Source organism: Paenibacillus sp. FSL R5-0378, from assembly GCF_038009285.1.
Lineage (GTDB): Bacteria > Bacillota > Bacilli > Paenibacillales > Paenibacillaceae > Paenibacillus_AQ > Paenibacillus_AQ favisporus.
This window is the reverse complement of sequence record NZ_JBBPAY010000001.1, coordinates 2,655,543-2,677,507: the sequence shown is the minus strand read 5'-3', so window position 1 is coordinate 2,677,507 and position 21,965 is coordinate 2,655,543. Positions and strand designations below refer to the sequence as shown.

At 52.7% G+C, this 21,965-nt stretch carries 15 protein-coding genes; 1 reads left to right on the top strand and 14 read right to left on the bottom strand.

Features of this window, described 5'->3' with window-relative positions; translation table 11 throughout:
- Positions 1 to 98: 98 nt before the first annotated feature.
- From MKY74_RS12605 to MKY74_RS12565, 9 genes are all read right to left on the bottom strand, one after another.
- The gene (locus MKY74_RS12605; protein ID WP_076169193.1) at positions 99 to 992 is read right to left on the bottom strand and encodes an ABC transporter ATP-binding protein; all 894 of its coding nucleotides are present in this window, start codon (positions 990 to 992) and stop codon (positions 99 to 101) included.
- A gap of 3 nt (positions 993 to 995) precedes the next feature.
- The gene (locus MKY74_RS12600) at positions 996 to 3,878 is read right to left on the bottom strand and encodes an ABC transporter permease (protein ID WP_341012237.1); all 2,883 of its coding nucleotides are present in this window, start codon (positions 3,876 to 3,878) and stop codon (positions 996 to 998) included.
- 43 nt (positions 3,879 to 3,921) lie between these two features.
- Positions 3,922 to 4,989, bottom strand: coding sequence for an efflux RND transporter periplasmic adaptor subunit (locus MKY74_RS12595; protein ID WP_076169194.1), 1,068 nt, complete (start codon positions 4,987 to 4,989; stop codon positions 3,922 to 3,924).
- Entirely contained in the window at positions 4,943 to 5,674 is a 732-nt protein-coding gene (locus MKY74_RS12590) for an ABC transporter ATP-binding protein (RefSeq protein WP_076169195.1), read from the bottom strand. Before MKY74_RS12590 ends, MKY74_RS12595 begins: the two co-directional genes overlap by 47 nt.
- A gap of 340 nt (positions 5,675 to 6,014) precedes the next feature.
- Positions 6,015 to 7,475, bottom strand: a complete 1,461-nt coding sequence (locus tag MKY74_RS12585; protein ID WP_084203820.1) for a glycoside hydrolase family 43 protein — start codon at positions 7,473 to 7,475, stop codon at positions 6,015 to 6,017.
- Between the two features lie 104 nt (positions 7,476 to 7,579).
- Entirely contained in the window at positions 7,580 to 9,211 is a 1,632-nt protein-coding gene (locus MKY74_RS12580) for a response regulator (RefSeq protein ID WP_076169197.1), read from the bottom strand.
- On the bottom strand, positions 9,189 to 10,952 hold the full coding sequence (locus tag MKY74_RS12575) for a sensor histidine kinase (protein ID WP_244169220.1): 1,764 nt from the start codon (positions 10,950 to 10,952) through the stop codon (positions 9,189 to 9,191). Before MKY74_RS12575 ends, MKY74_RS12580 begins: the two co-directional genes overlap by 23 nt.
- A gap of 27 nt (positions 10,953 to 10,979) precedes the next feature.
- Positions 10,980 to 12,602 (bottom strand): extracellular solute-binding protein, encoded by a 1,623-nt coding sequence (locus MKY74_RS12570; RefSeq protein ID WP_208629285.1) that lies wholly within the window; start codon positions 12,600 to 12,602, stop codon positions 10,980 to 10,982.
- Positions 12,603 to 12,871: 269 nt separating this feature from the next.
- Complete coding sequence (locus MKY74_RS12565) at positions 12,872 to 13,696, bottom strand: sugar phosphate isomerase/epimerase family protein (RefSeq protein WP_076169198.1); 825 nt, start codon at positions 13,694 to 13,696, stop codon at positions 12,872 to 12,874.
- A gap of 98 nt (positions 13,697 to 13,794) precedes the next feature.
- Here MKY74_RS12565 and MKY74_RS12560 point away from each other — a divergent pair, with 98 nt between their 5' ends.
- Entirely contained in the window at positions 13,795 to 14,628 is an 834-nt protein-coding gene (locus MKY74_RS12560; RefSeq protein ID WP_240913229.1) for an AraC family transcriptional regulator, read from the top strand.
- 49 nt (positions 14,629 to 14,677) lie between these two features.
- Here the strand turns inward: MKY74_RS12560 and MKY74_RS12555 are convergent, their stop codons facing one another.
- From MKY74_RS12555 to MKY74_RS12535, 5 genes are all read right to left on the bottom strand, one after another.
- Positions 14,678 to 16,051: an ABC transporter substrate-binding protein gene (locus MKY74_RS12555; RefSeq protein ID WP_076169199.1), complete on the bottom strand. Its 1,374-nt coding sequence runs from the start codon at positions 16,049 to 16,051 to the stop codon at positions 14,678 to 14,680.
- A gap of 292 nt (positions 16,052 to 16,343) precedes the next feature.
- Positions 16,344 to 17,114 carry an alpha/beta hydrolase gene (locus tag MKY74_RS12550; RefSeq protein ID WP_076169200.1) on the bottom strand — a complete coding sequence of 257 codons (771 nt, stop codon included), beginning with the start codon at positions 17,112 to 17,114 and terminating at the stop codon, positions 16,344 to 16,346.
- A gap of 64 nt (positions 17,115 to 17,178) precedes the next feature.
- Positions 17,179 to 18,477: an SGNH/GDSL hydrolase family protein gene (locus MKY74_RS12545; RefSeq protein WP_341012233.1), complete on the bottom strand. Its 1,299-nt coding sequence runs from the start codon at positions 18,475 to 18,477 to the stop codon at positions 17,179 to 17,181.
- Positions 18,478 to 18,599: 122 nt separating this feature from the next.
- Positions 18,600 to 20,138 (bottom strand): response regulator transcription factor, encoded by a 1,539-nt coding sequence (locus MKY74_RS12540; protein ID WP_076169201.1) that lies wholly within the window; start codon positions 20,136 to 20,138, stop codon positions 18,600 to 18,602.
- Positions 20,131 to 21,951 carry a sensor histidine kinase gene (locus MKY74_RS12535; protein WP_076169202.1) on the bottom strand — a complete coding sequence of 607 codons (1,821 nt, stop codon included), beginning with the start codon at positions 21,949 to 21,951 and terminating at the stop codon, positions 20,131 to 20,133. Before MKY74_RS12535 ends, MKY74_RS12540 begins: the two co-directional genes overlap by 8 nt.
- Positions 21,952 to 21,965 lie beyond the last annotated feature (14 nt).

Sequence of the window (21,965 nt, the reverse complement as noted above, 5' to 3'; positions counted from 1 at the left end):
CCTCTCCTCATGTCATCTATTCCATTAAAACGCCGCTTAACGGCGTTCCATGGTCATGTTATGGATCACTTCATTCCATAAATAAAACCAGGTTAAGTTCAGACCGTCTGCCTTTCGTTTGCCGGGTACAGAACGATACGCCCGTCTTCAAGCTCGACACGCACCTTGTTGCTGTCCTTGAAGCTCCCCGTGTCGAGGTAACCGGCAGGAATTTGCAGCCGTCCAGCCTTGTCGAGCACTGCATACTCGATATGGCTCTCGGCTTCCCGCCGGGCGGTGTCGGCGTCCATTTGCGTCAGCACATCGGAATAAGAGATCCTGCGGATCATCTCGGCCGACGTCTTGCCGTCGCGGATCTGAACAACCCGGTCGACCTTGCGTGCCAACTCCGGATCATGAGTCACGATCACAATCGTAATGCCGATCGACCGATTCAACGTCCGGAACAAATCGAGAACCTGATTCGATGTGCCCGTATCGAGCGATCCGGTTGGCTCATCGGCCAGCAGCAGCCGCGGTTCGTTCGCCAGCGCGATGGCGATAGCCACCCGCTGCTGCTCACCGCCGGACAATTCGCTGAGCTTGTTCTTCACCCTGTGGCTCAGTCCGACCGCTTCCAGGAGCTCGAGCGCACGGGCCCGGCGTCTTCGGCCCCGCAGGAGGATCGGCAGTTCGACATTTTCGATCGCGGTCAAATAGGGAATCAGGTTGCGCGCGTTATTTTGCCAGACGAACCCGACCGACTCCCGTTTATATTGCACCAGGTCGCGCTCGCTGAAGGCGAGCAGGTCCTTGCCGTCTACGAACAGCTTGCCGGCCGAAGGTTTGTCGAGGCCGCCCAGCATGTTGAGCAGCGTCGACTTGCCGCTGCCGGAATTGCCGATGATCGCCATGAATTCACCGTTCTCCACCTGAAGGTCCAGGCCCTGAAGGGCGACGACTTCCAAATCCGCCGTTTTATAGATTTTGACGAGCCCTTCGCATTGAATCATGCTCTATTCCTCCCCGAGCTTCAGCGCCTGTGCGATGCGGATTCGTGTCAGCCGGTACCCCAGAATGAGCAGCCCGACCGCCAGCGTGAATCCGATAATGCCGTACAGCTGCAAATAATCGCTAAGCTGATATGTAATCGTGAATGGAGGGACTTGTTCTTTGGACGCAAACGACATTTCAAACAGCGGCACGAATTTCATGCTCGTGACGTTGCCGATGAACACGCCGATGAGGACCGCGGCCCCCGACGTGAGCAGCTGTTCGCTGACGAGCATGCCGATCATTTGCGGGAAAGAGATGCCCATGGCCCGCAGAACCCCGTATTGAAGCGTCCGGCCGGACAAGGTCAGCACCCAGAACAGCAGGAAACCGATGAAGCTGACCAGCATCGAAATGGAAAAACCGAGCGTCATCACGCCGTTCATCGCCAAACGGAACGGATCATTTCTGGACTGGACCAACTCCTGCGTCGCGTCCCGCAGGCTCGTCACCTGCAGCTTCTTCGCCTGCAGCTCCCTGTAGATTTGTTCGCTGTTCGTGCCGTCCGCCAGCTTTAGCCATACTTCATACGGCTCGACGGCCAGCCTGTTCTGAATCGTGCCCAGATGTCCGACAACGAGATGGGGCTGCTCGGGTTTTCCGCTTCCCTGATCGGACGGCAGCGGGCTCCAGCTGGGCCAATAATCGATGATGCCGTACACCGTGAACGTCGCCCCGTCCAGGCTGTCCCAGTAAACCCGGATCGGATCGCCGGGCTTCAGTTTGGCATCCTCTGCGAGCGACCGCGAAATGAGCACGGCCTCCGGATTCGGGGCGATCAGATTCAGGTAGCTATTGATCGGATACTGCAGCAGTCCCTCCTTCATCCAGGCGGTACTGCCGAAATCCTTCGTGTCGATGCCAAAGAGAGCCGTTTTGCCGGACTTTTCATTTCCGACGGCACTGAATCTGGCCTCCTGCTTCTTGAACACCTTTGCTGTCGCTTGCAAGCCGTCCAGCTCCTCAAAGGGCTCGAAGGGCGGCTCCGTATACTGAACCCTTTTCTGCACCGTTGTCGTTGCCTGCTCAGACTGAGGCTGCCCTCCCGCCCCGGGGGATACAGGTGGAGGCGCATCGCTTTCCCACTTTGTCGTCAGCGCAATGTCCGTGCCGACGGCATACCGAACCTTGCTGTCCATGTTGTCGTTGATCGTCCTGGCCGCGTTCGCGCTGAACAGACCCGTCGCCACCGTCATGATCAGGAACACCTGAATGGTCAAATACTGCCCGGACGAGCGGCTGATCTGAACGAGCGTATGATACAGCGCAGGCGGCCATCCGTTTCGGCCCAGCCAATAAACGAGCCGGACGAACCAGGGGTATACCCGCAGCACCAGCAGGCCGCCTCCAAGCGCGAAAAGAGCCGGGGTCAGGAACAGGAGCGGATCAACCTGCAGGTCGGCAGATCCCAGCGCAAGCCTCCGCAGATCCTCCTGGCGCTGGTTGAAATTGTACAGCAGGTAAGCTGCCAGGCAGATAAGAACAAGATCCAAACCTGTCCTGTGCCAGATCGACAGCCGGGTGAGGCGCGCCGTCTGCTGCTTGTGGCTTACGATGCTGACCCGCGTTGCGAGGAAGGCCGGAATGAGGATCAGGATGACCGCTCCCGCCACAGCGGCTGCAGCCACTTGATAGGCGCTGCTCGTCATGCTGACCTTCAGCGCGGAGCGCTGCACGAACTCCAGAAACCCATTGGAGGCGCCAAGCAGTTTGGTAAACCATACGCCGAGAAACGGCCCGGCCGCCAGCGCGCTCAGCCCGAGCAGCAGGCTCTCCAGCAGGTAGGCAGCCATGATCTGCAGCCGGCTTGCTCCCCGGCTGCGGAGCACGGAAATTTCCGTTTTTTGCCGGTCAATGATCAGATTGGCGGTCATATATAAATAGAATGCCAGCATCAGCATGACAGGGGTATACAGCGAAAGCGTCACCGTATCGAGCTTCTCCTGTTTGCCCTGGTACGATGCGATGGTCGGGCTCGCCGGAATTTTGATTTCGGCTACCCCAAGCTTGCCTTTGAAATAACGCCGGACCTCCCGGTCCGCCTGGGTGAACGCATCGACCTTGCCCAGCGACAGCTGTTCGTAATTGAGCGCGAGCCGCCATTCCATGTTGGAGACCCTGGCTTTGCCGCCTTGCGTAAATTCTCGCTCGAACTGCTGGAAGGGGATCAGGAATCCGTCCTCGTTCTCCGTGGTCAGAAACGGCAAATACCGGTCCGCCTCCGGATTCGTCTCTACGATGCCGACCGGGATGACCCGAAAGCGGGTACTTCCGCCATCCTGCGGCTCTACGGTCAGTTCTTCACCAAGCTTCCGCTTGGTCGCCAGCTGAAACTTCTGCGTGACCAGCGCCTCGATGATCCCGTCCGAACGATCCGCAGGCATCCGCCCCTCGATCAGCCGGACCCGCTTCTCCAGATCAGACAGCGACATAAAGCTTCCTAACGTCTTTTGCGATTGCTTCTCTTGAGCCGAAGCATCGGCGCCGTATACCTTCATCTTCGGCGTGAACCGCTGCTGATAGAACGACAGTGCTTCCAGCCCCATGCGCTCCGGAATCGTCTTCACGAACCGGTCGGCGCTTCCGATGGCTTCCTTCGTCTTTGCGTCCATGGATGATGCCGAGACCGTCGTGCTTATTCGGAGAAAGCCCGGATACACGCCGTTCCCGGTCTGCACGGACTGCAGCTCCTTCAGTAATGTCCGCTGCAAAATGGCCTGCGAGTAGAGCGGCATGGAGCTGAACAGGGCCACGCATACGGTAAGGCCGATCCACAAATTCAGCTGCAGCCACTTGTTGTTGGCCATCTTGCGCAGGATCATCGTCCACAAAGCCAATACATACACCCCATCCCTAAATGCCCGGTCGGCCCGGGCCATAGCTCTTCGGTTAATTGTTCAGAATGACCTTCTGGCCTTCCTCAAGTCCTTTGACAATCTCGACTTCCGTCGGCGTCGTCAATCCGATCTCGATGTCAACCTCCTTGCGGCGTTCTCCTTCGGCGATTTGAACATAGGAACGCCCCATATAGGAGCGGATTGCCGAGCGGGGTACAATGATGGCGTTATCCCGCTTCTGAAGCTCGATCGTCAGCTCGGCGCTGTCGCCGACCTTGACGTCTCCCGGAGCGTTGTCCATGCTCATGAAAATCGTAACCCCGTTCTTCTCGGCCTTCGAACTGTCGGCGGCTGCCGGCAAATCCGAAGGGGCTTGAAGGACCTTTCCCTTATAGTCCTTGCCTTTATACTTGAGACTCACAGGCATGCCGGCTTTGACCGGGTTCAGATCCTTGCTGTCCGCTGCAACATAAGTCAGCTGCACTTTGGACGGGTCGGAGACCGTGACGATCGCTTGATAAGCGTTCACGTTGTCTCCCGCATTCAGCTTCTCGACAAACGTCACCGTTCCCGAGACGGGAGCGTACAAGCGTGATTGGCCAAGCTTGGCCTTCATCTCCTGCAGCGACATCCGCTCGCGCTCCAGGTCGATTTCCTTGAGCCGCAGGTCTACGGCGCCTGCACCGGCATCGCGTGCCTGTTTGTACAGCAGCTGTGCGCGCTCTACATTCAGCTGCTGCAGACGCACCTGAAAATCGAGGTCGCCCGTCTCCAGCTCGGCCAGCAAATCGCCCGCCTTCACCTCCTGGCCCACCGTCACCGGAATCGATTTGAGCCTTCCGCCCATCTCCTTGAAGGACAGCGCTTCGGATTGGGCCGACACAAAATAAGCCGTCCCCTTCAGGAAGGTCTGAATCTTCCCGCGGCTGGCCTGCACGAGGTTAAACTGTTCTTTGGCCGGCTCGACCAAGGGCGGCTGCAGCGTTTCCGGTTCGACCGGAAGGAGCGAACAGCCCGAGAGCAGCATCAGCGCCGTCAGAAGCGCGGCTATTCGCCGCAGACGCCGGTCTATTCTAGATAAGGGGAGATTCGTTCGTTGTCTGCGATACAATATTTCCATCCTCCAATGCGATAACGTGATCGACAAGCTCCATCATCCCGGGGTCATGCGTCGTGAGAACGACCGTCATCCCCGATTCTTTTACCAGCTCGCGAAAAATGCGGACGACCTGCAGCCCCATCCGGCTGTCCAGTTCGGCGGTCGGCTCATCCGCAATCAACAGCTCAGGCTGGTGCACGATTGCGCGGGCAATGGCTACGCGCTGCTGCTCGCCGCCCGACAGTTCGGACGGCCGATGCTTCATCCGCTCCCGCATGCCGACGCGGTCAAGCGCATGCTCCACCACCTCACGGTTACCCTTCAGTCCTGCGATACGCAGCCCGAATTCAACATTTTCGTAAGCCGACATCAGCGGAATCAAGCCATACGACTGGAACACGAGGCCGATCTCCTTACGCCGGATCTGGCTGCGTTCGGAGCCGGATAAACCGGTGATTTCCCTGCCTTTGAAATACACCTGTCCCTCCGTCGGATCGTCTAATGCGCTGAGAATGTTCAATAGTGTGGTCTTTCCGGAACCCGAGCGCCCTCTCAGAGCCACGATCGTTCCAGGCGGAATGTTCAGATGGATATTTTCCAAAGCGGTAACGGCGGTATTCCCCCTGCCAAAAATCCGTGTGATCCCGCTTGCCTGCAGAATCGGTCCGCCGCCCGTATCCTTCGTCTCCGTTTCCTTACCGGTCATTGCACTCGCCCCTTTGTTCTGACCCGATTCGCCTTCACCAACCTCATTGTAGCGCTTCCATTCAGGGGGAAGTACCCGCCAGTTCCCGTTCGTTTACCTGAGAAAATGTAGATATGTGCAGGCTGCAAGTTCTGCGGCTGCGTGTATTTGCAATAAGAAAAAACGTCTATCGACGTACTCTCAAAGGAGACAGACCGCGTTTAGATGTTGTTTTTCTTGCGATATCAGGAAGGTCTCGCTTCGAATTTTATACTTTCTGATATCTTAAAAAATGCCGCCCGATGAAACGGACGGCATTTCTTACAACGGCCTTACCTCTCACATATTCATTACCGGCACATTATCGAAATTGCCAATAGTCGATCTGGAACAGCTCGATATCCGGCTTCCCTTTGAAGATCAGGAACAAATCATGCACGCCCTCAGCACCGCTGACGGGCGCCGCCATTTCGCTCCACTGTCCGCCGGTCGAAGACACTTGAAGCGTACCGATCGATTTGCCTTCAGGGCTGTCCAGGAGGAGCTCGATGACTCCCCCATCATTCGCGCACGATACAGACGCTGAAAACGCTGAGGCCCCGGCGCCGAAATCAACGCCGGACACGGCGGTCCAGTCCCCATGATGAATGTCCGTTAAAACCATGCGGTCTTCGCCCTGTTCCAGTCCATCCGTCTGAAGCTTACGCACATTCACGCCTGCGCACCAAGCGATCGTCTCCGCTCCAACGCGGTCATAGGGATTCAGCGGCTTGATCTGCTCAACGCCGGCCATGTCCGCTTCAATGGATTGGATCGCACCATCTTCGTCCAAGATCACCCGGTTAAGGTGGGTCGACCGATACCCCTTCACCACGCCCATGGCCTTCGACAAGGTCTGGGCGTGATAAGCGATATACCAATCCCCATGAAACTGGAACATGGCATGGTGGTTGTTGCCGCTGACACCGAAAAAATGGCCGGGATTTTTAAGGATCGTCCCCTGGTACATCCATGGCCCCATTGGGCCGGTGCTGGTCATATAGGCAATCTCCCCTGCCGGAGGACTCCCCTCCGGCCGAACGCCATTGTAGAAGTTGGAGCAATACGAATAGTAATATTGGCCGCCTGCCTTATGAATGCCGGCATCCTCGAACATAAACGGAGCCGGGATCGGCTCGGCTTCGCCGATCACGCTGATCATATCGTCACCCAGCCGCATCATCCGAGCGGTCCCGGGATTCTCATCCTGGCCTTCCGGAACGCCCCCGCCAAAGTAAATATAACCTTTGCCGTCATCGTCCACCAGCACGGCCGGATCGAAGAGCCATACGACGCCTGGAACGCCCGGCGTGTCTCTTGCGATAAGCGGCCTGCCGATCGGATCGATCCATGGGCCGGTCGGACTGTCGCTCGTCAGCACACCGATGCCGCTGGCGTTGTTGGCAAAGTACAGGAAGAAGCGGTCTTTGCCGTCTATTCTTTTGTGAGCCGCCGCAGGGGCCCAGGATTGCGTCGCCCATTTGGCTGCTCCATCCGGACCTGCCACTTGAATGGCGCCATGGTCCGTCCAGTTCGCCAGATCATCCGAGGAAATTACCGATATGCGGTTGATGGAGCTATAGCTGTTGTCCTTGACCGCTCCTTGCTCGTCATACTCTAATACATCGTCTGTATTGTAGAGGTATACGCGCCCGTCGAACACCAGTACATAGGGGTCTGCTCCAAATTTATGGGCGACAAGCGGATTTCCGTTTCGCGGCAGCTTGCCGATCGGTGCATGAACGAGTTCATTCATTTTTGTGTCAACTCCCGTATTCAGCATTTTTTGTATAACCAAACTCTCTTAAAAAGAGTAAGGCTTGCGTTCAGCGGTAACAACCTGTCTGATCCGTCCGGATCACCCGCCAAACTCTAGTTTCCAGAGGTTCAATTCAAAGAAAGTGTATCCCGGTATTCCTGTGGCGTGAGCCCCGCTGCTTTTTTGAAAAAACGGGTGAACGAATGGGCCGCCTCGTAACCGACGGATAACCCCACCTCGCGCACTTTCAAATCGTTGTCCCGCAGCATCTCCTTGGCCTTCTTCACCCTGCACTTGTCGATAAAATCGGATAAGTTGATTCCTTTCTCCTGCTTGAAGAACCGCGACAAATACGAGGGATTGAAATAATGGATTTCCGCTAGGCGCACCAGGGACAAATCCTCACTCAAGTGCTCTTCGATGTACTGGCAGATCCGGTCGACAATCAGCGAGGCCCTGTCCCTCTCCTGCGTTTGTTTGCTTAGGAAAATGGATTCCGCCACGCGTTTCAAATAACCGAAGGCCTCCTCCATTGAGGGATGATCGTTCAGCCGCATCAATTTTCCGGTATCGCCGATATGCCCGTGCATTCCCATACGGCCTATGCAGGAATGCAGCATCAGCGCAATCGTATAGTACGTCTCGATCGTTAACTGAACCTTACAGCTCATCTTCAGTGCACTGGCCGTTACCTCCTCAAGCGCTTGGATAAATTCATCGTGTCTCCCCGACTCCAGATAAGCCCTCAGCACCTCCGCTGTCTGACTGTCCGCAAAGCTCGCTTTGCAGTCCATTCCATCGAGCGGCTCGAAGCCGTCGCGTACAATGATGGCTCCCCCGCTGCCGCTCCTTAACTGCTGCAGCTCCCGCAGCCTTTCGTATTGGCGCGTCAAGCTTTCCCACCTGCATGCTTCGCTGCTCAGCGCCAATCCGATGCTCAATCCAAGAAAACCGATGCAGGATTCCTGAACCAGCTCCAAGGTCCCCTCCACGAATCGGATGAAATGGCTGTCGGTCCCGCCCTCGGCCAGTTCAGACGGTTGCAGAAACCAAAAGGCGTCGCCATGCTTGTCGGTGATCCCCATACTCCGGGCCCTGCCCGAAAAATAGGTATCCCATATCCTTCTGACGGACGACAGGATTTCGCCTCTTTCCGTATACGTCCTGCCCTCCGGATACGAGATGCGGCCAAGGACCAGCACGACAGGCTGGGCGGGATCGAGGCCGATGTCCAGCTTGCTGAATTCGCGAGCCAGCATGTCTGTATCCTCATCCAATACACGGCTGTTCTGGAGAAGGTGCCTCATATAGTCACCCTGCGCCATGAATTGGAACGCCAGCAGCTGCTCGCGGGACTGTTCCAGCAGCAGACTGTCGTGATGCGCGCGTTCGATATCGTCCAAGACATCCTGCACGGTGTCGGTCACTTTGGCGTACCCTTCCGTCTTCAGCACATAACGGGCATTGGTCATTTGGATCGCGCGGTACGCATATTCGAATTCACTGTGGCCGGTCAAGAACACGACTCTGCATCTGGGCCAGTACTTCCGGATTTCCTCGGATAATTCCAGCCCGCTCATGCCGGGCATGGCTATATCGGTCAAGACGATGTCGATTCTCGTGCGCGACATCCAATCCAGCGCTTCCTTGGCGGAATAGGCTTTGCACACATCGAGCCGCTCCGGCTGATAGCGGTTGAACACTTCATATAGTCCGTCCGTAATGATATCTTCATCGTCAACGATTAGCAGTCTGTACATCCCCGTTCTCCTCCCTGATCTTGATACGAATGGCGGCCTGAAGCCCGCCCAAACTGCTTCTGGACAAGAACAGTCCGCTGCCTTCGCCGTACGTAAGCAGGATCCGCCGATGGATGTTGATTATCCCGGTCATTTCGTGGGATTCGGCAGGACCTGTTACCCGATGCTGGAGGGCTTCGAGCCCGGCATCGTCGATGCTGTTCCCGTTATCCTCCACCTTGATGACGCATTCGGAGCCGGTTCGCTCAAACGTAACGCGGAGAAACCCTTCGTTCGGCATGCTCTCCAGACTGTGCTCATAGGCGTTCTCGATCAACGGTTGGACGATCAACCTCGGAACCTTGATGCGCTGCATGTCCACAGGCAATTCGTCGAACTGGACACGGATGCGCCGGGAGAAGCGGAGCTGCTGGATTTCCGTGTACATTCTCGCATGCTTGATTTCTTCCGACAGCGTGGCATGGTCCTCGCCGTTGCGGGCGATAAACCGGTAATACTCGCCGAGCATGATTGTAAACAGCTCGATCCGGTCCGTATCGCCCGTCTTGGCCAGCGAATTCAGGATAAAGAAGCTGTTATACAGGAAATGCGGTTTGATTTGCGACTGCAGCTGCTTCAGTTCCGCCTTCTGCATCATCAATTTCTGTTTGAAATCTTGATCGATCAACGTCTGCAGCTTGACGAGCATCTGATTAAACCGGTCATACAAATAGCCGAACTCATCCTTCTGCTCATGCTGAATCGGAATATCAAGGGTCCCTCCTTCCATCCTTCGAAAGCTTTGGACGAGCGACAGCAGCGGACGATGAACGTAACGATAAGTGGAATAGGCATATACGATAATGGCAAAAACCGAAGTTACCGCAAACACCCATGCCCACAGGTTGAATTTGATCAGCGGTCTCTTGACCGTCCCCTCCGGTAAGTACGAAACGAGCGAGAGGGCCAGCTTGTCGGAATTGGCGATATTGAAATGGTACTCCCTTCTCCCGATATCGAGCAGTATCGTACTGTCGTCCAAGCCCTTGGCCGCCTTTATAAAATCCTCCAGCAGCTCTGGCGGCGTGCCGTTGCTGGACAATGTGAATCCAGCTTCCCTCGCGATCAGAATCGAGCCGCTTCCGGGATACACGCTGAGCGGTTTCAATGAGTCCTTCAGCTTGTCGTTATCCAATTCGATTTCAACGAGGTACAGCGGATCCTCCACATTGTTCCCGCCAAACTTCGAGGCGGTGAGCTGAAGCGAGTCCCCCTGCCGCATCAGCCGGGCGCCGCTTCGTTCTCCGATGGAGCGTATTGCATCATATCTCTGCTGGTCCAGCGAACGGACAGCATTGCTGGCCGAAATCGTTTTACCGATCGAATGAATATGGACATAAATATCTTTAATGTACGGGCTGCTGTTTTTTATGGAAGTCAGACGGTGGAGCAAGTAATTTACGCTGGACCTTTTCTCGGCGCTGTCCATCATCCCCCAAGTGACGGCAATTTTATGAAGCTCGCTTTCCTGCAAAATGTCGAACTGCTGAATTTCAAGCCATTCGATTTCCCGGTTCAGCCCCTCGAGATAGGATGATAACTGCGCCAGTGAATTTCTTGATATTTCTTCGCTTGCGTTGGTATAGCTCCAATTGTACAGGTATACGCCGAGCAGAATAATCGGGAGGATCACCACCAGATACATCAGAACGAGCCTGGCCAGGATGGTATGACGCAACGAATTCACAGGAATCCTAATCAAAACAACGCCTCCGATGCACTAATCTTTCTATTTGTTCGAGTACCATTCATTGACTTCGGCTGTCATTTTATCACCGCCCAGACGATGCCATTCCTCGACGAAACGGTCAAATTCATCGATGGGATGACCAAGTATAATGTTAGTGAACGTATCCATCGTCAGAGAGTCCAGAATCGATTGTTTTTCGATCATCGTATCGGTTGGCGCGCCCACAAAACTCTCATACAATAACTGGTTGTTCCTTTTATACCGGTCAAGGATGGAAAACGCTCCCGACGGGCCATAGGTTCGTTCCCAGCCCCAGCCGGACGGATTGCCACGGGTCAGATAAGCCTCGATGTTCTTTTGAATCGACCTTGCCTCATCCTTAAGCACATTAGGGTTTCCGGTTCGGCGTGCCTCTTCAATTTGGTAGTAGGCGTCCAGATTCTTCAGTGCAGGATACGGAGTAACCGGAGAAAGCTGCCAAGCCGGATATGGGGTGCTGTAATAGATTTCGTACTCGGCCGTCGCTCCCCAATTCTTTTCCAGATGCAAATTGAACAGCTTGACGATGGCCTCGGGATGCTGGACTCCCTTACGGACGGCAAGAAATTGATGGGTAGCGAAGCGGAGCGGCACTTTCGCCGGTTTCCCTGTGGCCGAAACAATGGGAAAAGCCTGCCATCTGGCTTCCGGATCCTGCTCATGATTGCCCTGCACGACAAACGATCCCCACTGTTCGCCGTACATCATCCCGTATTTACCTGCGATAAGGTCTGCTTTGGCCTTGATGCCGTCTTTAAACATAAATTCCTCGTCAATTTCTCCGTTCCGATACATGTCCTGAAGGACTTTCAGCGCAGTTTTGACTTCAGGTTGAACAGCTCCGTATACGAGCTTGCCGGATGGATCGCGAATCCATATATTAGGGAAGGCGTCGTAACCGGCCATAAATGCCGACAAGCCCATCACGGGATCCCACAAATATTGGGTTACCGGGAGCCCCAATGTATCGTTTTTTCCGTTTCGGTCGGGGTCATTTTCTGTAAACGCTTTCGAAATGTTCAGGAGGTCATTCATCGTTTGTGGCGGCTGTAAGCCGAGACGGTCCAGCCAATCCGTCCGGATCCAAATATACTGTGCTCCCTCGATCGATGAGCTTGTCTCGGGAATTCCCATCAATTTGCCGTCTACCGTGGCCGCTTCAAACGGCCCGCTCCCCTCCTGGCCCAAAATTTCCTTCGTGAACGGCGCCGCATATTTCTCATAGGCTTCGGTCAAATCCTGAATCAGGCCTGCATTGCTCAGCTGACGCAGCTGATCTGCATCGACTCTCACGACATCAGGCAGGTTTCCCGAAGCAAGCGCAACGCCCAGCTTCTGGTTATAGAGGGTGCCTTTGGCTGTCCAATCATACTTGATCTGGATGCCCAGAACTTGCTCATACAGGCGGGTCCATCGGTTATCTTCCAGCGTTTCTCCCTGAAACGTTTTGATCAGGTTGTCCAAATCATCGCTCGTCTCCCGCACGAAAGTGAGCTCAATCGGGGGATCATACTTCTCCAGGCCGGGCTCCGAGTAGATGTACTGACCATCGGTCTTCCCTGTTACCTCCTCACCGTCAGACACCCCGACCCGGTCGCACGACGCCAGCATGGACAAGGGCATCGTGACCGTCAGGACTAGACCAACTACACTCCATTTGGGAATACGCAATGCGCCAACCCCATTTCGATTAGATTCATTAAAGCGTATCAAGAATATTATCTTGATGGCGTACGCACACACACAACCCGCATCTTTTTACTTGCTCACCCGTTTTTTACTTTTTTGTGAAAGCGTAAACATTTTCTCTATTTATTTTAAATCAGTTTTTATGATCCCTCCTATTCATAAACTAAAGAAATACCCCCAATAAATGTAGGACTTTGCGTCAGTCAATTCCACTTCATTTCCTGCTCGGCCAGCAGTTTCTTAATTGCTTTCGCGGCTACTACGAATAGTTCAGGCTGGCTGAGCCCCGCGAGCTTTCCGGTTGCCTGCAGGTGCGGCTCCAAAGACATAAATCCGGAATATCCCGTCTGTTTCAATTGCTGGAGAAGCAGACGCAGCTGGCCGTCTCCCTCGCCGGCAAGAACCACTGAACCATTGTCCATCCGTGCGTCCTTCACATGAATATAAGAGATGTAGCCGGCGAGCAGCGGGTATGCCTCAGACATGGGGTGTACCCTGCACTGCACAAAATTTGCGGGATCAAAGGCCGCTCTCATGCCGGGCGACGAAACGGCCTCCAAGATGTCCTTGCAGCGTTCTCCGGTATCGCCGTAAATGTGGCTTTCATTCTCATGCAGCAGTACGATTCCGGCATCATTCGCCAGCTGAACGAGCCGCTTCATGCGACGGAATACTTCTTCTCGGAATCTTTCATGTTCTCCCTCCGGAATATAAAAGGAAAATATGCGGATAAACTTGGCTTCAAAAAACGCTGCCAAACGAATGGCGTGCTCGGCCATCGTAAAATGTGGATCAAAGTCCTCGGTGATCTTGATTTTTCCCAGAGGAGAGCCGATCGCGGAGACACCGAATCCCCGCCGGGTCAGCCGTTCTTTAATCTTCACCGTTTCCGCTTCGGTTAAATTCAATACATTTTTCCCCCAGACCCCCCGCAGCTCCAGATACCGAATATGTTCCGATTCGAGGACATCCAGCTGTTCTTCCAAATCCGATGAAATCTCATCCGCGAAACCAGTTAATGTAATCATGACAAAACCCCCTTCATTTGTTGAACTGAAATGAAATACTTCATCCTGGATGAGTCATACAATCTCGATTTTCTCTTGAAATTTCTGGAGTGAAACCTATGATTAGCTTAAAGGAGGCGGTGTACTTGGAAATTGAGCATCATCCTCATCTTGTTCCGAATATCTTTCTGTTCATCGACCGTAGATGCTTTCCCGAGTGGACGATCCAGAAAGCGAAAATCGGCTTCCACGATCTAACGTTTGTGGTTGAAGGCATGGCGAATTACTATATTAATGGAGAAAAATTCACAGTAGAAGCAGGTGACATGATCTACGTCCCCGGAGGAAGCATCAGGGAAGCCCATACGTTCAAGGAGTCCCTCATGCATTCGTATCCGTTCAACTTTTTTTGGGCTGAACCGTATAATCATATCCATCTCCCGTTTAAAGGCGTCACCAAGAAAGTGATCACCAAGGAGATTCTGGGGTATATTCGTGAATTCAACCATGTATGGATGAGCAAGCAGCCGTTTTACCACATCCAGGCACGCGCTTTGTTCGAGCTTATCCTCCACCGTCTGCTCACCAACTATTACCGGAAAGCGCCCATGCCGATCGATCCGCGGATCAAGAAATTAACGGAATACATTTCAGAGCATTACTCGGAAAATCTCTCGATCGCCGAATTGGCGGAATGGCTGCATCTGAGCCCCGTCTATTTGGGCAGGTTATTTAAGCAGAATACCGGTACGACACTCAAGGAGTACATCAAACGCATTCGCATCAACAATGCCGAAATGATGCTGTCATCCGGTGACTTTACCGTGAAGAACGCAGCGGAAATGTGCGGGATTGACGATATTTACTATTTCAGCAAGCTGTTCAAGGAAATGAAGGGCTATCCTCCATCCGCTGCAAGGAAGCAGGCAGGGCAGAAGCACCTTCTTGAATAAGGAGTCCCCACTTCGGATATTTTCTTCGTGGGGACGGTACCTATCACCGCTACTTTTTCCAAACCTCATCAATCGAAGCCTGGAACGGCTCTTTGTATTTTCCAATGACCGTGGAAACGGAATTTCCGTCAATAATGTCTCCGACTAGCTCGTAGTAAGGCATGGAAGGATACCCGTCTTTGCCGTCGACGACGTTGATGCTTTCCCCTGCCATTTTTGCATTGTTGATGTCGTCTTCGTTCTTGAATAACGTTTCGAGCGAAGCTTGTTTCGGGTAGTCGTAGATGGACTCGATATCGTTGATTTTTTCATAAATGTAAACCAATTGCTCGGGATGTTCGACCGCCTTCGGGATCGTCAAGTAATTCGGAATCGTAAGATGGGAGTGGTACTCTGTCGCGCTGGGCCCTTTAGGGAAGGGCAGGAAGCCTATGTCCAAATCAGGCATATCCTTTTTGAATCCATCCATCTCATAATCGCTCCCGGCATACATCAGCGTGTTCCCTTGACGGAAAAATTGGCCGGGTTCGGTCCAATCACCGCCTTCGGTCGGTCTGGCGATGTTTTCCGTTGCGAGCTGGGATATGAAGTTCAAGGTTTCTTTCGTTTTCGGATCCTCCAGGTTTTGCTTATCTCCCGACACGATATTTGCGTCGTTGGCCGCCAGAGCCTGAACTAAAATGGAAGCGGAAGCGAGCCCCCAGGTGTCCAGCTTACCGTCATTATTCGTATCTTTGTTCGCCTCTTTGGCTGCCTGGATGAAGGTCTCCCAATTCCAGTCGTCTTCGTTGACGTATTCCTGCAGCGGCTTGAGGCCCAGTTTCTCCATCAAGGTCCGATTATAAAAAATACCTGATGAAGCACCGTTGATGCCTGCTCTGAACCCGTAGCCCCTGCCCTCAAACTGCGAATAATCGTTCGTGTACTGCTGAATAAATACGTTCTGATTTTTTGTGAATTCATCAACCGGGGAGAATAAATCCTGCTTCACGAGCGTTGGAATCATCCAAGGTCTGGCCATCCGGATGATGTCGCCGAGCGGCTCTCCCGCGAGCAGCGATGACGTCACTTTATTCACGTACTCGCCATAGTCGATCGTAACGTATTCCATTTTAAAGTTATGCTTCTTCATGAGTTCGTCCAGGTTCTGCTTCTTTTTAATATTGTCCGGGTTATCTTCCTTGATCGATTCGTCGTACCAAGATACCCATTTGATCGTCCGGCCACCCATGTCGAAATTCATTTCCGAAGTACCGCTCTCTTCTTTTTCGTCCGGCTTCGCGGGTGCATTCGTGCTTTCCTCAGCGGCATTCTCGCCGCTTGAATCCGTGTTGGATGCGCCTCCTCCGGAACCGCTGCTGCAAGAGGCCATCAGGATCAGAATCAAACACCAAACCAGCACCATTGACTTACGCTTCCTCATAAAATACCCCCCCTTTGGATTTCGCCGTCTCATAGGACAGCGCTTTCAAAACATGAGCTTGCACGCGTATGCCTCCGTGATGACCGAAAGAATCGGTTCCGATGCCGGTGGTTCCTGATGAACTGCAAGCACACGGATCATGTTAAATGGATTTCCGGCAAACAACCATAGATAATCTAAATGGCATTTGTAAGTTTTAAACATCATTTTTCAGCCTTCCTGAACCTGACCTGCTTTAACTAAAAAAAAGAAACCTCTCCCTAAAGGAAAGGTTTCTTCCTGATCCATGATGCTAAACTCGAAACAGCAGCTGCGAGAAATGGTACAGATCGTTTTTCCAAACCGGCCAATCGTGACCGCCGCTTTCCTCGTACCAGACATGAGGAACGCCGTGCTCTGACAAATACGAGTGCGTCCGGTCACTGATATGCTTCAGGTCATCCTGGTCTCCGCAGGATAGCCAGAGCAGTCTGAGCAGATTTGCTGCCTCTTCGGGATTCGGTACGAGCAGTTCCGGGACCTTGGTATTCGGGGCCGGAGAAAAGGCTCCTACCCAGGCAAAGCGGTCGAGATGATTCAATCCGATATTCAGCGCCTGCCCTCCGCCCATGGACAAACCGGCGATACTATAATTCTCTCTGCCTGTGAATACCGGGTATTTCGATTCCATAAAAGGAATCAGATCATGAAGCAAATCGGACTCGAAAGTCTCGAAGGCTTTCACCTTGTCGGGGTCGAATATGTCTCCTTCCGCCCTGTCGTTCGGCATCGCGCGGCCATTAGGGAGTACGACGATCATGGGCTCGAGCTTGCCGTCGGCGTAAAGATTATCGAGCACGACCTGTATATTGCCGTGATTCTTCCATTCGGCTTCATCCCCGCCTATTCCGTGCAGGAGAAAGAGCACGTTATACTTGTGTTGTTCGGAGTACCCGGGTGGGGTGTATATGAACATTTTGCGGTTACAGCCGACAGTTTCTGAATAATATTCCACAAGTTCGATTTGTCCGCGGCTGATATGTTCCCTATATTGGTCAAAGCCCGTTGGCGCTGTTTCTATCAATTTCTTTTCCTCCCCTGTTATGACTCACATGATTAAATAGAACTGTATCAAGTACAAACAAGCTTTACAGCACGTAACCAAACCCCAGAATCGTAAACCGTTTATGTTCGCTGCCCGCCGCCATACGGATCTCAACGGTATGCTGCCCTGATTCCGGCTCATCGTACAAAATAACCGCACTGCAGTGCGTCCAGTTCACCTCATGCGGATCAGCGGTCAGCTTGTGCTTTCCGTCCACCCGAATCTCCGAGGATCCGAAATCGCTGCTTCCCGAGTCTTTAAATACGAGAATGAGACGCTTGCTCCTGATGGTCATTGTAAAATGGCCCTCTCCCGATCCGGCTGTATGCATCCAGTTATGGGGAAATTGGGGCGTGCCGTAATCGTGATCGTCCATTTCCGCGAGCTGCAGATCGGTATCGGTCTCCCGAAAACCACCGGTATCGATCTGAGCGATACGGTCACCGTTCTGACGATCCAGCAGCCGGGTGTGAACGTAATCGCTGCCGATCAACGGCGGTTTATCGGTCAGGACATCCTCCTCATCAGGTGCAGACCGGTCCGTGACTTCGAACAGCCAGTCCAGGCAATCCGCCATGATCTGATGGCCGCTATTCGTCGGATGATAGATATCATGGAAGAACTGCCTTTTGGAGATGACGCCTCCTTGGTCCCTGGCCAAATGGAACTGCTCGACGACGGCATCCTTTATGCTGACCATGGGAAGGTCGTAGTGCCACCCGACCGGAGCCAGCCGATCCTGAAGATTCCAGTCGTTCAGGAACACGCTGAACAGCAAGATCACCGCAGGGCGGCTATCGCCGCCAAGCGCCTTGAGCACCAGGCTTTCGTAACAATTGCCCCGCGTCTCATCGCCGGCGTCATTGACGGCAAACTCCACTACCACGATATCGGGATTCTCCGTATCGTCCCGGAGCACATCCCGATCATAACGTACGATTCCCAGCTCTGACGGCGTCCCGCCTACTCCCGCTTTGATCAGACGGATCGGACTGCCTTTGGAGGAGGCGAACCGCTTCCTAAAAAGATCGTACGACCTGTAGGCGTAACAATTTTCAGGAAGCGGGATAGCCCCAGCTCCATGGGTGATGGAGCCGCCGATGTAGGCGATGGTGACCGGCTCCCCTCTCTTCGCTTTTTCGATGGCCGCTTTCAATCTCTTGTTGTTGCCTCGATTCAAAAGAGATTTGGCGATCATATCACGGTAGGACTGCCCTTCAAAGTCAACCGGAGGATCGATCGTGTCTTCGGCAGCTTGATCATCTTCACGCCGGTATTCGGGGTCCCGCGGGGCCGCAGGGCCGCGAGCTTCGTTCGTGGATGCAGCTGGATGGTCTGTCATGGGAAATCCCCTTTTCACTGTGATTAGGAATTTGCGTTTCGATTTATCAAACTTCATTATCCCTGCAGCGGACGGATAAACTCAATCCGCATCTCTTTACATACCCACCCGATGTTTACTGCTTACGGGGCAGAAATACCTAACCGATCTCCCGGTTGATGCCATTTTCTGTAAGCTACAGGTTTGAGAGACGTCCGCTTCTCGAATTCTCTTAAAAAATGGTGATAGTGGACATATCCGAGATCCTCTGCGATCACCCGCACCGTTTCTTCGGTGTCGCACAATCTTCTTTTGGCTTCGGCAATCCGCAGATCGTGGATGTATTCCAGAATGCCGACACCGTTCTTTTTGATAAACGCCTGCCCTAAATAAACCGGATTGATAAAAAATCGTTCCGCGATCTTCTTGATCGTCAGATTCTGATGGAAATTCTCTTGCAAATAACGCTCGATTTGCACCAAGGGATGCTCGGAATTCATTTCTTTGTAGTGCTTGACGGTTCCCATGCATAATTCTAAAAACGTGTGCAGCGACTGCTTTAACGCAGCGACGGAACCCGGCTTCGTTTTTAAAAAATGGAACACATCCCGCCATAAATCCGTGGTCCCGCCGAATTCCCTGAGCAGCTCGATACTTTTCATGACGATCTGAATGCTTGCCATGTACGCCACTTCGGGGGCAATCTTGTTATCCTTAAATGTCTCGAACAACTGATGGAGCATATCGCAAACTTTCTGCTCCTGTGATCTCTCAACAGCGATGAGCAATTCATCCAGGACAAGGGACGGAGGAAGAACGTAACTCATTTCAAGCGAGGAATCCGGGTCACCGTCAATCACCCCTCCCTCCTCCGAACGGAAGAAGTGCTGAAGGGAAGCCTTGGCTGCCCTAATATAAGACTCAGGCAGGTCATGAAGGGTTAGAACCGAAGGACCGACGGACACGGAGCAGTCAAGGCCATGCTTCAGCAGTTCCTCATGCACCCGCTGCGCAAGCTCTAATGGTTCACGGGCAGTATCTACGATAAGACCGGCTTGGTTGCAGTACATATCTACATATAATGCATGCCCTGACTGGGAAAACGACCGGCAAATTTCCGTTCCCTCACAGGTCAGCCCTTCAATGTGGATATACCGCCAGCCGGTGGCTAGCTGATTCATCTGATCCATCAAATGCGCAATATCCCCGTCGACTTCGGTCAGTTCTCCGCGAAGCATTCGGGAAAGGGCGATGGCCAAGACCTGTTTGGAGGTAGCTTCCTCTTGCTCTCTGGTGCGTGATTTGGCGTCAAGTTCATTAACAATCGTCGCGATCATCGCATCCCACTCAGGCTCAATGACCGGTTTGAGCATATAAAATCTCACCCCGTACCGAAGAGCCGTGCGGGCATATTCAAAGTCGCTGTACCCGCTGAGAACGACAAAGATCGGATCATAATGTTCTATGGAACGGACTCGACGTATCAATTCCAGCCCGTCGATCCCCGGCATGCGAATATCGGTGACCACCAAATCCGGCAGCGTGTCCATAATCAGAGACAGGGCATCTTCGCCGTCGTCGCATGCTCCGCAGATTTGAAAACCGAGTCCTTCCCAATCGCTCAACATCTTCAGCCCCTCGAGGGCAATCGCTTCGTCATCCACAAGAAGCACGCTATACATGAATTTCACCTCCCGCTTGTGCTTGAACCTGGTTCAACGGGATTTGGATTACGATCGCCGTACGTACATAGGGATCGCTTTCAATGACAAGCTTGGCTTGACCGTCGTAGTACACTTTCAGACGCTTATACACGTTGCGCAGTCCGATATTTTTTCCGGTGTCATCGTCCGAATGAAGATTGCGGTTGATCCAATCCAGCTTGTCCTTGTTCATGCCGATCCCGTTGTCTTCCACGGTAATGATAAGGTCCTCATAGGACCGATGGATCCCGATCCGGATCAACCGTGCTCCTTTGACCGATTGGAGTCCATGCTTGCAGGAGTTTTCCACGAGCGCCTGGATGCTCATTTTAGGGATCCGGTACTTCATCAGGCCGGGATCAACGTCCAGCTCATAGGAAAACCGGTCCTGGAACCGGAATTTTTCGATCTGGAGGTACATTTCAATGAACATCACCTCCTCCTCAATCGTCACCAGGTCATCTTTCCAGCTTAACAATCTGCGCAGGATCTGGGCCAGATTACGAATAATATCGGTCACCTGCTCGTACTTGTATTTTTTGCAGATGACCAGCACCGCATTTAATGTATTAAATAAAAAGTGGGGGTCCACCTGGCTTTGCAAATAGTTCAATTCCGCCCTGACCCGTTCCAGCTCCAGATCCTTCTTCTGGATTTCCAGCTTGTAGACGTCGTTGATCAAATTGCGGATTTTTTCGGTCATCATGTTAAAGCTCCGCAGGAGCCCGCCGATTTCATCTTTTCCTTCGTACATATGAATCGTTTCAAAACGTTCGTAGTTCACAAGTTTCATATGCTTATACAGCTGCTTTACTCTTAGATTGTAGGAACGCAGAATGACTACAAATAAGATGGCCGGGATCAGCGTGGTGATCAGAGCCAAAATCAGGATAAAACGAAGGATATGACGAAGCTCGCCGCTGATATCTTTCCTTTCGGGTGTTCCGACCAGATTCCAGCCCTGTGTATAATTTGCCGGTCCTAATGGCCGGATAATATCCTTTATCGCTCCATCTCCGGAAGCTCTGCTCTCAACAGGGAGGCTCAACAGCTGACTGTCGCCCGCATCATCATGTGACTGATCGGATGCCAAAACGATTCTTTTTTTGTCATCGATCAGCTTTAATGTCATGTAATCCCGTTCCTTGGCGAACAATTCCTTCAGACTGTCCAATCTCAAATCGATCCGAAGATACTTTGTATGCTTTAATAGTCCGGGGTAATTGTCCATTTTCCGAATGATGCTGATGTATACCTTCTTTTGATTCGGGTACATCGGGTTCGTATCCAAATACGAAGTGAGCAGCACTTTTTCTTTGCTCCCGGCGATTTTTTGATACCACTCGCTGTTCTTATCGCTGTCTTGCAAGACAAAATAGCTGTTGCCGCTTTGAATGGTCGGATTCGTCGTATATACGCCAAGCCATAAAATATAGGAATGCAGGTTACTGTACTGACGCAGCCGATCTCTTAATACATTATCGTAATTTTCATAGTACTCATCATAATCCGCATAGTTATAATCCAGCATTTCATTCAACGTCCGGTCCGCAGCTACCGTGTTGCCGATGGCAACGCATTCATTAACCATTTGCATAAAATCATAGCCCGCCCGCTCTACCGAAATTTGCAGATTTTCCTGTTCACGGGTTTCGGCATTTTTGCTGGTCTGCAAATAGAACAGCGTATTAATGCTGATGATCGGAATAAGCACACCGAGCAGGATGATTAAAAACTTGTATCTTAAAGGGATATCGTCCATGAGAGCTGAGGTCTTCCACTTCACGTTCATGCACCTGTCTCCTG